This is a genomic window from Paenibacillus sp. FSL H8-0457, from assembly GCF_038051935.1.
Taxonomy (GTDB): Bacteria; Bacillota; Bacilli; order Paenibacillales; family Paenibacillaceae; genus Paenibacillus_AQ; species Paenibacillus_AQ lautus_A.
In genome coordinates, this window is record NZ_CP150293.1 from 4,388,948 (window position 1) to 4,404,123 (window position 15,176).

The window sequence follows — 15,176 nt, forward strand, 5'->3', positions numbered from 1 at the left end:
ATCAAGCCCCGAATTGAGCTCGATGCAAACGGCTGTATATGCCGTGCGTCGCGAGCAGATCCTCATGGGCTCCTTGTTCGGCGATGCCTTTGTCCGCAACGACCACGATGCGATCCGCATTCTTGATGGTTGCGAGCCGGTGGGCAATCACCAGCGTCGTTCGTCCTTCCGAGAGCTCGGCAAGCGCCTGTTGAATCGCCGCTTCGGTTTCCGCATCAAGCGCGGACGTCGCCTCGTCGAGAATGAGGATCGGCGGGTTCTTGAGGAACATCCGGGCTATCGACAGTCGCTGCTTCTGTCCGCCGGACAGCTTCACGCCCCGCTCGCCAATCAAGGTGTCCAGCCCATCCGGAAGCGAAGCAACCAGCTCTTCAAGCTGGGCACGGCCCACTGCTTTCATGATGTCGCTGTCGTCAGCATCTAACCTGCCATAAGCGATATTTTCGCGGATGCTGCCATCAAACAGGAACACGTCCTGCTGGACGATGCCAATATGGGAACGAAGGGATTGCAGCGTCATGTCGCGAATATCGATCCCGTCTATCGTTATCTTTCCGGCTTCCGTGTCATAGAAACGAGGCAGCAATGAGCACAACGTGGTCTTGCCCGCTCCGGACGGCCCTACAAGCGCGACGGTTTCGCCTGCGCGAATGGACAAATGGACATCCTCCAGGACGTGGTCTTTGTTCTCGTAACCAAAGGTTACGCCGTGAAAGGCAATGTCACCACGTACATGGCCGAACGGCTTGGCACCCGGCATATCCGCGACGTCGGGTTCGCTTTCCAGAAGCTCCAAATACCGCTTAAAGCCGGCGATTCCCTTCGGATACATCTCAATGACCGCATTGATTTGTTTAATCGGACCGAGGAACACGTTAGACAGCATGACAAAAGCGATAAATTCCCCGTTGGTCATCCGGCCCTCAATCACGAACCAGGTGCCGCATACCAGCACGAACAGGGAGATGAATTTCATCAGGATAAAGCTGATCGACGAGTTCCAGGCCATGATGCGGTAAGCAATCAGCTTCGTCACGCGAAAGCGGTTGTTGTTCTCGGCGAAACGCGTGATTTCATGCTCCTCGTTCGAGAAGGCTTGAACCACGCGGATCCCGCTGACGTTGTTCTCCACGCGTGCATTGTAATCGGCAATATCGGAGAACATGCGCTTGAACGCTGCCGACATTTTCCCGCTGAAATACAGCGATAAATAGATCATCAAAGGAACGATCACAAACGTCATCACAGCAAGCTGCCAGTTGATCCCGAGCATGATGCCCAGCGCTCCGGCAAGCGTCATGACGGCGATGAACAGGTCTTCCGGGCCATGGTGGGCAATCTCACCGATATCCATCAGGTCGTTGGTCATTCTCGAAACAAGATGTCCCGTCTTGTTGTTGTCAAAAAAACGGAAGGATTGCTTCTGAACCCGATCGAACAGCTTTTTGCGCATATCCGTTTCAATGTTGATGCCGAGTTTATGACCCCAATACGTAACTACGTAATGCAGGAAAGAACTGACGACATAAATGCCGAGAAGCCCAAGGCAAGCGTATAAAATCCACTTCCAGTTCCCGCTTGGCAGCAAGTCGTCGATCACGCGGTTGACGGCTACCGGGAATATCAATTCCAACAAAGCGGCAAAGATAGCGCAGCAAAAATCCAATATGAATAGCCCTTTATAAGGCTTGTAATAGGAAAAAAATCGGCGCAGCATAAGGACCTCCTTAAATCCGTAATGGCGTTAAAAAATGTGCAAGCCCTTACCCGTCGCAAGATTGCGCTAGATCCCAGCGATCTTGGGCAGCTAAGCTTTTGTCCTGGATAGCAGGTACAGGAAGTACGGAGCGCCAATCACGGCAACCACGATCCCGGTCGGAATCTCGGACGGTTGAATGATCCAGCGGCCCAAAGTGTCGGCAGTGATGACCAGCAAGGCTCCGACCAGCGCCGTTACCGGAAGCAGCATTTGATGCTTCGCACCGACCAAGCGCCTGGACAGATGCGGCGCTATAAGCCCGACGAATCCGATGCCGCCGCTCACCGCGACGCAGGAGGCAGCCAGTCCGACAGCCGCTGCCAGCAGCTTCAATTGCTCCCTTGTAACGGAGGCTCCCAGTCCGGTTGCCGTCGGCTCTCCTAGATTGAGAACGTTCATCACCTGCGCTTTGTACATCACGAAGGGCAGCAGCACAAGCATCCATGGGAGCAATGCCAGGACGAACTTCCAACTCGAACCCCAGATGCTGCCGGCTAGCCAAGTGGCAACAAACTGATATTTTTCCGGGCTTAAACGCAGCGTCAGCACGATCATAGCCGCACTGATGCCGGCCGCTACGGCGATGCCCGTCAACAGAAGGCCCGTCGGCTTAAAGCCTTGATTCTTCTTGTAAGCCAGCACGCATATCAATGCCGCGGTGCCGCCCGCACCAATCAGGGCGAGTACCGGCAGCAGAAAGACCGGAGCCGCGGCCGTGCTCGGAAAAAATGAAATGAACAGCATAACCATTAATCCGGCTCCCGCATTGATCCCCAAAATGCCGGGGTCCGCCAGCTCATTACGGGAAATGCCCTGCATAACGCAGCCGGATATCGCCAACCCGGCACCAATCAGAAGCGAAATGACGATCCGCGGCAAGCGGAATTCGAACAGCACAAGCTCCTGCTTGTCCGTCCCGCCGCCAAAAAGGGTTTTTACGACCTCAAGCGGCGACAAGCGAATGACCCCCGTGTTCATGCTGATCAGAAATACCAGAATGATTAATGCACCCAGGACAGATAGCGTCATAATCTTGCGCTTCCTGCCTTTACGCTCGTGCATGGTATTGGTAACGGCATCCATCTACAGCTCCCTCCTTTCTTTGCGTGCCAAGTAAAGGAAGAAGGGCACACCGATCAGTGCGATGATCGAGCCCACAGGCGTCTCGTATGGGGGATTCACCATTCTTGCCGCCAGGTCGGCTATGACGACCAGCAAGCTTCCCAGTACGGCCGAGCAGGGAATGATGAGCCGGTAGTCCACGCCGACAAGCTTCCGGGTAAGGTGCGGAATCATCAGACCGACGAAGCCTACCGCACCTACAACCGAGACGGCAGCCCCCGCCAGCACCAGCACGATTACCGTACCGCCCAGCTTGACAAGTCCCGTTCGCTGACCGAGTCCCTTGGCGATATCGTCGCCGAGGCTGAGCATGGTAATGGAACGCGACAATGCTATTGCGCCCAATATAGCAGCTGCTATCCAAGGCAGCATAATTTTCAGATGAACCCACTTAATCCCCGCCGTACCGCCGGCATACCAGAACGCCATGTCCTGTCCGACCTGAAAATACAATGCGATGCCTTCGCTCAGCGCGCTTAGCAGAGCGCTCAGCGCCGCACCCGCCAGAACGAGGCGAACCGGTGTGAGACCGCCTTTTGCCATGGAACTGACTCCGTACACGAGCACGGCACCCAAGCCAGCCCCCAGGAACGAGAACAGAATCAGGTACATATACGGCAATCCCGGAAAAAATGCAAAGCAGATCGCAATGACAAATCCGGCTCCCGCATTTAATCCGAGCAGACCCGAATCAGCGAGCGGATTTCGGGTCATGCCCTGCATGATCGCACCCGATACGGCAAAGCAGGCACCCACCATCGCTCCGCCAAGGACCCTCGGCAGCCGAAGCTCCTGAATAATCTGATGCTCCGTCACATCGGGATTAAAGAAGAACACCGCTTCCCATACATTTCGCAGATCGATGTCGGCCGCGCCGAGCGATATGGATAAAGCTATGCCAAGCACCAATGCTGCCACGCCCCCGGTAAGAATCAGGGTCGCAGCCCATGGGCGCCCTTTGATATTGGCGTGGGTCTTGGCATCCGTAATACTTGGATTGGACGTGTTTGATGACATCATGTTCCCCTCAATTTTATGATATTGATTATCATTATCATTGGTAACTATAAAATAGACACCTTTCTTCGTCCATGGACAATTTGAATTTCTCCTTGGAAAAAAGTCCATGTCCAAGTCAAGCACTTTTTTCCAGGTCAATCGCAGCAATCCGAATTAAGTGTTCGTTTAAACCCTGATTTGTTGTCTGTTGACATATAAGCCGCCGGTCCATTACAATAAATGCTAATTGAATGAGGCGATGGAGTTCGCCATAACCGCTTCCATAGCTAATGACTCCTACCAGAGGTCGCTTTCCTGGTAGGAGTCTGTTTGTGTATGGGGGGTTAGCGGCGAATCTATAGAAACGGGTGAGCTTGCATGAAGAAAAAATGGATTGAGAGCGCCGGGAAATGGTCATTGGCCATGTTATCCGGTTACTTCATCAAATGGGTCGTTCTGGGAAGCCTCGTGGGATTGATGACGGGCAGTGCCTCCGCCTTCTTTCTCTACAGTCTGGACTACGTGACCTCCCTTCGCTTGGGAAATCCATGGCTGTTATACCTTCTTCCCTTGGGAGGCGCCGCAGTCAGCTTCCTTTATTACAAGTTCGGCAAGAGCAGTGCCAAGGGAAATAATCTCATCCTGGAACAAATTCATGGCGGAACCGAAAGCATTCCATTGCGAATGGCGCCGTTGGTCCTGATCGGTACTTTAATTACCCATCTATTCGGCGGATCGGCAGGTCGTGAAGGCACTGCCGTTCAGATGGGAGGCAGCTTATCGGAGTGGCTCGGCAAACTTATCCGCGTAACGCCGTCGGATCGAAAAATACTGCTGATCTGCGGAATCAGCGGCGGTTTCGGATCGATCTTCGGCACGCCGCTGGCCGGCACGCTGTTCGGGCTTGAAGTCCTTGCCATCGGGCTGGTCTCGCATCAGGCTCTCCTGCCTGCATTCGCTGCCAGTATGGTCGGAAATCTGACCGCTACCTCTTTATGGGGCGTCAGCCATTTGCATTATCCGATCGGAGATATTCCGGCATTGGGTTTTATGGTAATCATGAAAGTCGTCTTCGCCTCTATGCTATTCGGTCTGACAAGCCGGCTGTTCAGTGAGCTAACCCATTCGCTCAAGCGGTGGTACGGTTATGTTTTTCACAATCCGATGGTCAAAAGCGCTGCAGGAGGCGTCATCATCATTGGGCTGGTTTACCTGCTCGGAACCCGCGATTATCTGGGGCTGGGCATCCCGCTGATTGAAGCGGCCTTCGCTGGCGAAGTTTCGCCTTTTGCTTTTCTGGGCAAAATTATCTTTACCTCGCTGACGCTCGGAGCAGGGTTCCAGGGAGGCGAAGTCACCCCGTTGTTTGCTATCGGGGCAACGCTGGGCAGCGCATTGTCGGAGTGGATCGGATTGCATGCCCCTTTCTTGGCTGCTTTAGGTTTCATCGCGGTATTTTGCGGAGCGACAAACACCCCAATTGCTTGCTTTATCATGGGAATCGAGCTGTTCGGCGGGGAAGGCGCGGTGTATATGTTTATGGCCTGCGTCATCAGTTACCTCTTTTCCGGTCACTCCGGCATATACACATCGCAACTTATAGGCACTTCCAAACACCCGCAGCTTTCGTACCCGCCGGGCACGACCCTTGCCGGATCGAAGGCGTTAAACAAACGGAAGGACAACAAAAAGACGTCCGAGTAATCGGACGTCTTTTGCCTTACACCGAGCTTTTACGAATCGAGCGGTAGCTGACGAGTGCGAGGATAACCGAGATGGGAATGAGCCACAGGGACAATTCAAAGGCAGTGTGTCTGACAACCCAGTCAATCACTTGCCTCCACCAGCCGTAGTGGGTGACCAGAACGCTGGCCCCCGACAATAGAATGAAATAGGCCGCCATCATGACAAAGGTCTTAATGCCGCGATGACGAAGATAGAACACGCCGATTCCTATCCCGATAAAGGCAAATGTAAGAAGCAATATGAAATAAATGATGAATTGTTCGAATAACGTGCCGTCATTCAAATACGGCAGTTTGAAAAACGATAACCGGTCTCCCCAAGAACTCGTTAAGCTTTCTATTTCGGCTAATGCCAATAATATAATCGACGTTAGGACGCTGTACGCTACCACCATCAGAACAGAACCCAGATAGAAGTCCGTTCTTCGAATGCTGAATCCGAGGGAGAAGGGAAACAGCTGCAGCACCGATACCAGAGCCGCGATAAACACATAGATAAAGATTGTTGCCAAACCCCCGGCATAGATCGCTTCACCATTAACCAATACGCTAATAATGTAGTTGACCAGAAAGCTGAATGCCGTGATGGCCCAGGGCAAATAAAACCAGGATAGTTTCTGTCTCGAATAAATATGGATTACGCCAGGAATTCCGTTCATGGTTGGATCCCCACCTTTTCGTGCTTAGTTAAATATACGATCAATTGTTGAAGGGACACCGGGGTTGTTTCCAAGCCCAATTCCTCCGCCTCTTTTTGCAGCTTCGTTGTCGCGTTTCCCATCACCGTGACGGACAACATGGAAGCGAACGATTCCCGATGTATCACTTCATGCCCTTGGATAAACGATTCAACCGTTCCGGAAGGACCGACGATCTTAAACGCACGTCCGCGCAAGTCATCCGTAGCATCGTCAAGTAAGATTCGGCCGGAATCAATGACGATAATATGCTCCAGCAATCTGCTGACTTCATCGATCAAATGCGTGGACAGAATAATCGTGCGCGGATGATTCGTGTAATCCTCGATCAGATGATCATAGAACAGCTCTCTGGCCACGGCGTCCAGTCCAAGATAAGGTTCATCAAAGATCGTTACGGGCGCGCGGCTGGCGAGTCCGACGATGATGCCTACTGATGAGAGCATGCCGCGGGACAATCTCTTTACGAGTCGTTTCATAGGCAGCCGAAATACCTCGATCAGTTTATTCGCATATGCCGCATCCCAATTCGGATAAACGTTGGCGGCAATTCCCATAACGTCCTTGACCGTAAAGATATCCGGATATTTCTGGCCTTCCTTAATGAAGCATACCTGCCGGATCACCTTATGATTTTCGTATGGATGTTCTCCGAAAACGCGAATCTCCCCTTGGCTCGGGAACAGCTGCGCCGTTATCATCTGCATAATGGTCGTTTTGCCCGCTCCGTTCCTGCCCAGCAATCCATAGATCTTATTCGCCTCGATGGTAAAGCTTACATTATCGACAGCCGTCGCATCCTTGTATGCCTTGCTCAAATTCTTTACTTCGATCACGGTTTGGCTCATCAGTCTTGCTCCCCTCTGCGAATCATTTCCGACAATTGATCTTTGGTAATCCCAAGTTTGGCCGCTTCCTTAACCATGGCGACCACATACTGTTCATAAAACTCCGTCTTGCGTTTCTCCATCAGCAGTTCACGAGCTCCAGAAGCTACAAACATGCCAATCCCCCGTTTCTTGTACAAAATTCCTTGATCGACCAGCAGATTAACCCCTTTGGCAGCTGTAGCCGGATTGATCTGGTAAAAGGCTGCAAACTGATTCGTTGATGGAACCTGCGTTTCCTCAGGCAGTCGTGCTTCGATGATGTCGTCTTCAATTTTGTCGGCTATTTGCATGAATATCGGTCTGCTGTCATCAATCTGAAATGCCATTTACCTCACCAACTTTCGTTTATAACCTCGTTACATAATTGGTTAGTTACTCATGTAATTAACCATATAAGAGATGAGCTTCTTTGTCAATGGGTGATCGGAATTTTTTTACAACACCATGCCATGAACATGGACTTTTGTCCTAAACAAATAGTCCCTGCAAGCCGATAAAATATAGGCACTAATACTACGCCCATTACAGATAAAGACACAAAGGAGCTTGAGAGGAAACATGAAAAGAATCATTGCAATCGTTGTACTGGCCATGCTGACGGTCATCACGCCGCTTTATGCCGCATCCGCCCCCAAAAATTTGGCCTACGTGGACAAGAACAGCCAGTCCTTCATCTCGGTCGGGGTACTCAAGACCTATGACGGTGTAAAGGTAGCTTATACAGCTGCAGAGAAGAAACTCAACATCACACGAGACGATACAGCCCTCACGCTATACCTGGGCAGTCGAAATGCTTATGTAAACGGCAAAAAGCTGCAAGCAAAAGCGGCCCCGTTCTCCGAGAACGGCTCCACATATGTACCGCTGCAATTTGTCAGCCAGCATCTTGGCCTTAAGCTGTCCTGGAGCAATAACAGATCCACCCTGAACATTACGGACGGCAGCGTGTCAAACACCCTCCCCGTTCTTTCGGGGAACATGATGACCGGTTCATCCAAGGCCGTGACGTCGGCCAGAAAAACATTTAAAGTAGGAGCGCGTTCCTTCAGCGCCCAGGTTGTCACCGTTTCGCTGCTCCATCCGAAGGTGGAGTTGGACGTTGTTTTGGCTGGCAATAAAGCAGGCAAAGTCGAAGACTTGCGGAGCATAGCGAAGCGCAGCAATGCCGTGGTTGCCATCAACGGGACGTTCTTTGACGCCTATACTTCGGGAGCGTACAAAGCACCGTACGGTTATTTGGTCAGCAAAGGCAATATTTTTCACAAGGCCTCGGGAGATAACCGGACGATCTTCACCTATGACAGCAACAATCTGGCGACGATGATGCCGGGACTCGACTTCAAATCCGTATATGAAAAAGGCCGTATGGAAGGAGCACTTCAAGCGGGTCCGCGTCTGTTGACCAATGGCAAGGTGACGCTGGACGTCAAGAAGGAAGGATTCAAGGATCCGAAGATACTGACGGGCGGCGGGGCGCGAAGCGCGCTCGGCATCACGAAGGACCACAAGCTGATTTTGTTGACGACAGGCGGCGCTACCATTCCCCAACTGGCGGAAATCATGAAGCAGGCAGGTGCCTACCAAGCGATGAATCTAGATGGCGGGGCCTCCAGCGGATTGTATTATAACGGCTCTTACTTAACGACGCCAGGCCGTCAGATCAGCAATGCCATCGTCGTAAAATATAAATAATGAACCCTCTCCTCTGGTTAATCGGATCTTCCGCCGGCCGCCAGAGGAGTTTTATTTTATGAGCAGCACTACCTCCGTCTCGAACCGCATATGCTGATCAAAGAAATGTTTCACTATGAGGACCATTTGTGTAAATATATAGCAAACTGTCTATCGGGAGCCATGGGGAAGTTCGTGGTTGATTCAGCGGGGGGTGAATTCCATTACATCGTCAATAGCGGGTATTCGGATGAGAGTCAGGGACACCATGGAGCGGATATACGGGGTCTTGAGGGAATGGATCGGAAAATATCCTATCCTTTCCAAGGTATATCACTTGTTTTCCTGGATTTCCTTGGCGGTGCTCGTTGTAAGTCTGGTTCTGATCGAAGAATCGCGCACCATGCTTGTTCAATATTTATGGTCCTTCTACGTGCTGCTGCAATTTTGGCTGTTAAGCCGGAGCAAAACGGTCGCCTGGAAGCAGGTCAGCTTATTTGTTCTCTCGGGCGTTCTCTTGGTCATTCCCTTGACCAACGGGACCATGCAGGGTCTGCATATGATATTCGGAGGACGGACGACCGACACATGGTCATTTGCCGTCATGACCCCCATCATCGAGGAAATTTACAAGCTGCTGCCGCTGGCAGTATATTTGTTTTTTTCAAGAAGAGCCACTTCATTGAGCCTCGGCGATTACGTATTATTGGGCGCTGCTCCCGGCATTGGCTTTCAATTTATGGAGGAGCTGTCTAGACGGCTGGTCCAAAGCAATTACGGAGTTTCTTTTCTTGGCGGCAAAACGCTGCATTGGGAGTTCTTCGATTGGTTTCCCGGCTACTTCGAGGAAAGCTTTATTCCTACCATGATGAATGTTACGCATCCTGTACATAGTGCCATGATCGCGCTCGGCATCGGCCTCGCTTTTCGTTTCTCCAAACGCCTCACTCGCTGGGCCTATGCTTTTCCGGCGATCCTGCTGCTCTGGGCTGTCCTGAATCACGCGGCCTGGAATGGTCAGAATCGGCTGCCGGATTGGATACTTACCCTTCATGAGTGGACCGGGGAGGGCTACCGAACCGAAGGATTCTTCCTGACCCTGCTTGTTATCGGCTTGTTCATCGACTACTGGGACCTGCATCGAATACGGGACCGACTGCCTGTGCTTAAGGGGGAAGCCCTCATCAATCCGTTAACGGAGCTTTGGCAGATGACGCGGGCTTTGTTTACGGACCGGAAACGCCTGGGCTACTTGATCGGTTTCTACCGCCAACGGCGCGAGCTCGGATACTCGCTGCTGTACGGCAATCTCGAAGCCGCGGGCCAAAGGGATCAGGTTCAGGACAATGTAAGAACGTATTCAGCCGCTCTGGGAGCCATCGGAATCCTCATGCTAATTGCCGGGATCCTATCCAGCGTTGGCGATTTCATGACGGCAGCGGACTCCTCCTGTTTTGCGTGCCTGTTCGACTCCCTCCAAAATTGGTGGGATCGCCTTAGCGGCTGGGAACAAGCGGGAATCATACTGGGCGCCTTTGCCCTGTCCCTGCTGTTTGTCAGCTTCTGGCCTGCACTCGGCATTGCCATGACAGGTGCCGGCATTGCGGCAGGGGGACACGAAATCGCTGGATACATCCGCGATCCGAAGAAGCTGCTTTCTCCTCAAAATGCGGCCGCTGCCGTGTTAGCCGTGATCCTCAGCCGGATCCCGGTCGGCAAGGGCCTCTCGTGGCTGTCCAATAAACTGGGCCCGCGGGCAAGAAGATGGTTGGATTCGCTCACCGAAAAATTCGGCTCGAAGACGCGCGATGAACCGGATCGGCCCCATGAACAACCGCGAGAGAATCCACGGAAGCCTGACGATGACCATGAGAATGCTAAGCCGGACGAAGACAAACCGAATCAAGATAAACCGGATAACGATAAGCCCGATGAAAATAAGCCGGATGAAGATAAGCCGGACGAATCAAACGACACCCCTCAAGAGGTACCGAGATATTCCGGGGAGCTGCAGAAGGTCAACAAGCCGGACGCAGCGGCCGATGCGCTGGCGGAGCGGCTCGGCGGAGAATCGAGGATGAAGTTTGATTCCGATCCCATCGGCCGGGAATTCGACGCAATTAGCGATGAATACGTCGCTCAGACCAAGCCTGCCCTCCAGCAGGTGAACAAAAAGGTACGCGATCAAATGAAAGCGACCTTCGAAGCTGCCGAGCAAACCGGCAGAAAGGTCTATTATCATTTTGAAGGGGAGCCTGCCCAATCGGTTATTGACAAACTGCATGAATACAGCCAAAGATATGGAATAGAAGTCCACATCGATACCGATCCATTATAACGACAAGGAGTGAGCATTCATGTATGAATTTCACGGCTGGGCCACCATTCAAGAGAGTCCTGCGGAAGCAGATGCCGGGCAGCTCGATATGATCATTCAGAAAATACAGCTTAAAATTACCGAATTCGCATGGGGCAGCGGCTTGTTATCCTTAAATGCGGCCAACGGCTCGTATTATCTTCATGTCGGCGGGTTTACCAACCGCAAGGGAGCCGAAGCTGCCGAGATTGTAGCGTTGTACCAATTGATCGGCGAGATTGCTCCCGGTTCATACGGTTTGCTGTACACCCGAGACGATGAGAACTTGGAAGGCTACGATAACGAGTTCCGTGTTCGAGTGCTGGCACGCGGACAATTACAGGAGCAGCGCGACGCGTTCCTCTCTCCTTGCGTGCCGGTGATCGAAGATGAAGTCGACTAACGACGATATCCGTAGGGTCCTTGCTTCGAATCTATGCGTTTCGTTGTCTTAAAAAATCCCGCATCCCTTCATGCCATGTTTCCATGGAAGAGGAGGTGCGGGATTTATGGTTTATCTGAATATAGTCTGGTTCGTTGTAACACTTGGCGAACGAGCTTTCAAAAAGGCTTAAGCACGTCCATTCAATTCATCGATCGTTGCTTGAACGATGATCCGCAGGCCATTCAGCATCGTTTCATGCGATAGGGTCGGCAGGGTCGGCTTCTCCGCGGCCATCTCCGTCGAAGCCGGAAAATGCACGAAGCCGGCAATAGCAGGCCGTTGCTCGCGCCGGATTTCATTCAGAATCGCATACATCGTATTGTTGCAAATATACGTTCCAGCTGTATTGGATACCGCTGCCGGTATCCCTGCTTCCTTCAGCCGGTCGACCATCAAACGGATCGGAAGGGTTGAGAATAATCCGTCCGGTCCGTCAACGTCTATAGGCTCGTCTTGGGGCCGTGCACCCCGGTTATCCGTCATCGTCGATTCCGGCGGTATGTCCTTGATGTTAATCGCAATCCGTTCCGGCGTAATGGCGGTCCGTCCCCCCGCCACACCGCAAGCGATGACCGCATCGGGTTCGCATGCCTTCATCTCCTGCAGCAGAATGTCCGCGCATTCGTCGTAATGCACAGGAAGAAGCAGCGTCCGGATCTCGGCCCCAGGAAAGACCTCTTGCCGGATCTCCTCAACCAGTCTCTCCGTAGGATTGACGGAACTCCCGCCAAAGGGCTCAAAGCCTGAAATTAATATTTTTAGCATATGGCATATCTCCTGTACTCGTTATGTAAGCTGACTGGGTCATTCGTAAATATTTTACTGATCATTACGATTGGATCGCTTGTACGTTGACGCCCTCGGCTTCAAGCCGGGATCGCAAGGTGGTGGCGAATAGCGATGCGTGCGCACCGTCTCCATGTATGCAAACAGTGTCCGCTGTTATCGGGATCAGCTTGCCGGTCAAGGATACCACCATGTTTTCTTTGACCATCCTCACCACCTGCGAGACGGAAGCTTCGGGATCGGTGATGACGGCATCCGGCCGATTCCTCGGCGTGAGGGAGCCGTCGTCCTGGTACGTGCGATCCGCAAACACTTCACTGGCTGTTCGAAGCCCTGCTGCTTCCCCTGCCGCGATCAGCTCGCTGCCTGCCAATCCAAACAGAATGAGGGTCGGATCGATTTGTTTGATGGCGAAGGCAATCGCGTCTGCCAGGGGCCTGGAGGCTGCTGCCATGTTATAAAGGGCTCCATGCGGCTTTACATGCTGAAGCCCGGCTCCTTCCTGTATCGCAAAAGCCATCAAGGCCCCCACCTGATAGGTAACCATGTCATAAGCCTCAACGGGCGTAATGTCCATCCTTCTTCTTCCGAAACCGGCCAAATCGGGCAAGCCCGGATGCGCGCCGATGGCGGCGCCGCTCTCGACCGCCTGACGCACCGTTGCCCGCATGACGGCCGGATCGCCTGCATGGAACCCGCAAGCGATGTTAGCCGAGGTGATGCTTCGAAGCAGCTCCTTATCGTTGCCCAGCTTGTAAGCTCCGTAGCTCTCTCCCATATCGCAGTTCAGGTCCACTCGAACCATGGCGAAATCACCACTCCTTTAATTTATGCTTGATCATCGCTTCCATCATTCGAAGCTCCCGAGCGCGGGCCGCGTATAACCGTTCCGCTTCCGCCAAGGAAATTTCCGCAAATCGGATGCTGCCGCCTGGCGGCAGCTGGGCGATCAGCGGAATATCGACCGAAGCAACCTGCGCGATTTTGGGATAGCCGCCAAGCGTCTGCCGATCCGCCATCAGAATAATCGGTTGGCCATCGGAGGGAACCTGTACCGTTCCCGGAGCAACCGGCTCGGATACGTATTCCTTCGCTTGCCTTAATGTCAGCGGCGGACCGGACAATCGGTAGCCCATACGGTCCGATTGCGGGGTGACGGTGAACCGTTCCCGGAACAGCGCCTGCTTGCTGTCGTCGTCAAAATCGTCGAATTGACGTCCGTACAGCACGCGTACCACCGCATCTTGCCCGGTGAAGTCATACCCTGGAGCAGAAACAGACCATTTCACGGTGAAAAAGCCGCCGCAATCATCAACATGAAGGTATCGTGTAGACAAGTTCACAGGAAGCCGGGAAGGATGAGCATGCAGCGTATCCCCCTGCATGAGCGCTCTTCCCTCATATCCGCCGATACCGGCCCTTAAATACGTGCTGCGGCTGCCCATGACCGGCGGGACATCAAATCCGCCAGATACGGACATATAAGCGCGGCACCCCGCTGCCGGCTGTTGAAAGCTCAGCACACGGCCCGCTTTGACCAGCACCGGGCGCCACATGGGCACCTTTGCGCCATCGATTAGCGGCGATAAATCCCCGCCTGTTAAGGCAATCCAACAATTGTCGTGAAATTCAACGGCCAATCCTGACCATGTGATCTCCAGAACGGCGTGTTCACCCTCATTGCCGACAAGTCGGTTGGCAAGCCGATAGGCATAGGCGTCCATGACTCCAGCCGTGATGATACCGTATCTGCCGTAGCCCCGTCTCCCTGTATCCTGAAGAGTCGCCAGCAGACCCGGCTTGATGACGGTCAAACTCATAGGCTCACTTCCCTTAACCGCTCGTATTCCTCGGCTTGAATCGGCCGGAACCGGATATATTGGCCGCTCTTCAACAGCGTTGGCGGCTCGGCGCCGGGACGAAACAAAGCCAGCGGCGTCCGGCCGATAATCTGCCAGCCGCCCGGCGTTTCGATCGGATAGATGCCGGTTTGCGTCCCGGCAATTCCAACGGAACCGGCCGGTATTTGCAGCCTGGGCGTCTTTCTCCTAGGGGTTGCGATTTGTTCCGGGATTCCTCCGACATACGGAAACCCGGGGGCGAAACCGATGGCATAGATCAAGTAATCCTGCCCGGAATGAATCTTGACGACATCCAAGGGCGACAGATGATTCTTCCGGGCCACCTCGTCCAAATCCGGCCCATATTCGCCTCCGTAACAAACCGGAATATCGACAACCTCGTAAGGCGTCCGGTTCTCGTCTGCCGTGTTCGCCTCCATCCGCTGTTCCAGCATCGAGCATACATATGCAAATACCGTATCGAATCCGGCAGGCTTTTCGATCTTATCAAAATCGTAGTAAACCGCGATGCTCGTAAACGACGGGATACATTCGATCCAGCCCATAAATGGCTCCCGTTCCAATCGCCTCGTCATGTCTGTGACCTGACGATGCACCCTCTCGCTCACGAAGTCCGCAAATTGAATGAGGACGGCCGAATCCCCAAGGGGGTTGAACGTATAGGACTTGCTCATCGTACATCCTCCGTTCTGTATGTACTGCCTGATCTCCGTCTATCCTGAAAGGACTATCCCTATGATAGCAGAGAAACAGGCATTCTTTGAATACGAAATTCTATTATCATCGATGAATTATGAGAAACGGGCAGCTCCGTGCCGAACATGCCGCCGGATGCTGTTGCTG

General features: G+C 52.9%; 14 protein-coding genes and 1 riboswitch. Of the genes, 4 read left to right on the plus strand and 10 right to left on the minus strand.

What is annotated here, in order from left to right; genetic code table 11:
- Position 1: 1 nt before the first annotated feature.
- From MHI43_RS19315 to MHI43_RS19325, 3 genes are all read right to left on the minus strand, one after another.
- Positions 2-1,717, minus strand: coding sequence for an ABC transporter ATP-binding protein (locus tag MHI43_RS19315; protein WP_015736016.1), 1,716 nt, complete (start codon positions 1,715-1,717; stop codon positions 2-4).
- Positions 1,718-1,807: 90 nt separating this feature from the next.
- Complete coding sequence (locus MHI43_RS19320; RefSeq protein WP_036661212.1) at positions 1,808-2,842, minus strand: iron ABC transporter permease; 1,035 nt, start codon at positions 2,840-2,842, stop codon at positions 1,808-1,810.
- Entirely contained in the window at positions 2,843-3,898 is a 1,056-nt protein-coding gene (locus tag MHI43_RS19325; RefSeq protein WP_049788715.1) for an iron ABC transporter permease, read from the minus strand.
- 228 nt (positions 3,899-4,126) lie between these two features.
- Positions 4,127-4,187: riboswitch (Fluoride riboswitch) on the plus strand.
- A 71-nt stretch (positions 4,188-4,258) separates the two neighbouring features.
- On the opposite strand from MHI43_RS19325, the gene MHI43_RS19330 reads away from it, so the two are divergent.
- Positions 4,259-5,584, plus strand: coding sequence for a voltage-gated chloride channel family protein (locus MHI43_RS19330; RefSeq protein WP_036661213.1), 1,326 nt, complete (start codon positions 4,259-4,261; stop codon positions 5,582-5,584).
- Between the two features lie 16 nt (positions 5,585-5,600).
- Here the strand turns inward: MHI43_RS19330 and MHI43_RS19335 are convergent, their stop codons facing one another.
- Genes MHI43_RS19335 through MHI43_RS19345 form a run of 3 tightly spaced genes read right to left on the minus strand, consistent with a single transcriptional unit; the run spans position 5,601 to position 7,539 of the window.
- On the minus strand, positions 5,601-6,284 hold the full coding sequence (locus MHI43_RS19335) for a hypothetical protein (RefSeq protein ID WP_015736020.1): 684 nt from the start codon (positions 6,282-6,284) through the stop codon (positions 5,601-5,603).
- On the minus strand, positions 6,281-7,171 hold the full coding sequence (locus tag MHI43_RS19340) for an ABC transporter ATP-binding protein (protein WP_036661214.1): 891 nt from the start codon (positions 7,169-7,171) through the stop codon (positions 6,281-6,283). Before MHI43_RS19340 ends, MHI43_RS19335 begins: the two co-directional genes overlap by 4 nt.
- Positions 7,171-7,539, minus strand: a complete 369-nt coding sequence (locus MHI43_RS19345; RefSeq protein ID WP_009591066.1) for a GntR family transcriptional regulator — start codon at positions 7,537-7,539, stop codon at positions 7,171-7,173. Before MHI43_RS19345 ends, MHI43_RS19340 begins: the two co-directional genes overlap by 1 nt.
- A 232-nt stretch (positions 7,540-7,771) precedes the next feature.
- On the opposite strand from MHI43_RS19345, the gene MHI43_RS19350 reads away from it, so the two are divergent.
- The 3 genes from MHI43_RS19350 (at position 7,772) to MHI43_RS19360 (ending at position 11,643) form a co-directional block, all read left to right on the plus strand.
- Positions 7,772-8,905 (plus strand): phosphodiester glycosidase family protein, encoded by a 1,134-nt coding sequence (locus MHI43_RS19350; RefSeq protein ID WP_036661215.1) that lies wholly within the window; start codon positions 7,772-7,774, stop codon positions 8,903-8,905.
- Between the two features lie 247 nt (positions 8,906-9,152).
- Positions 9,153-11,222, plus strand: a complete 2,070-nt coding sequence (locus tag MHI43_RS19355) for a restriction endonuclease fold toxin (RefSeq protein WP_036661216.1) — start codon at positions 9,153-9,155, stop codon at positions 11,220-11,222.
- Positions 11,223-11,241: 19 nt separating this feature from the next.
- The gene (locus MHI43_RS19360; protein ID WP_036661217.1) at positions 11,242-11,643 is read left to right on the plus strand and encodes an immunity 7 family protein; all 402 of its coding nucleotides are present in this window, start codon (positions 11,242-11,244) and stop codon (positions 11,641-11,643) included.
- A 168-nt stretch (positions 11,644-11,811) separates the two neighbouring features.
- Here the strand turns inward: MHI43_RS19360 and MHI43_RS19365 are convergent, their stop codons facing one another.
- From MHI43_RS19365 to pxpB, 4 genes are all read right to left on the minus strand, one after another.
- Positions 11,812-12,450 (minus strand): pyroglutamyl-peptidase I, encoded by a 639-nt coding sequence (locus tag MHI43_RS19365; RefSeq protein ID WP_036661218.1) that lies wholly within the window; start codon positions 12,448-12,450, stop codon positions 11,812-11,814.
- Positions 12,451-12,514: 64 nt separating this feature from the next.
- On the minus strand, positions 12,515-13,276 hold the full coding sequence (locus MHI43_RS19370) for a 5-oxoprolinase subunit PxpA (RefSeq protein ID WP_036661219.1): 762 nt from the start codon (positions 13,274-13,276) through the stop codon (positions 12,515-12,517).
- A gap of 7 nt (positions 13,277-13,283) precedes the next feature.
- Positions 13,284-14,291, minus strand: a complete 1,008-nt coding sequence (locus MHI43_RS19375) for a biotin-dependent carboxyltransferase family protein (RefSeq protein ID WP_036661220.1) — start codon at positions 14,289-14,291, stop codon at positions 13,284-13,286.
- Positions 14,288-15,007 (minus strand): 5-oxoprolinase subunit PxpB, encoded by a 720-nt coding sequence (gene pxpB / locus MHI43_RS19380; RefSeq protein ID WP_036661221.1) that lies wholly within the window; start codon positions 15,005-15,007, stop codon positions 14,288-14,290. Before pxpB ends, MHI43_RS19375 begins: the two co-directional genes overlap by 4 nt.
- Between the last annotated feature and the right edge of the window lie 169 nt (positions 15,008-15,176).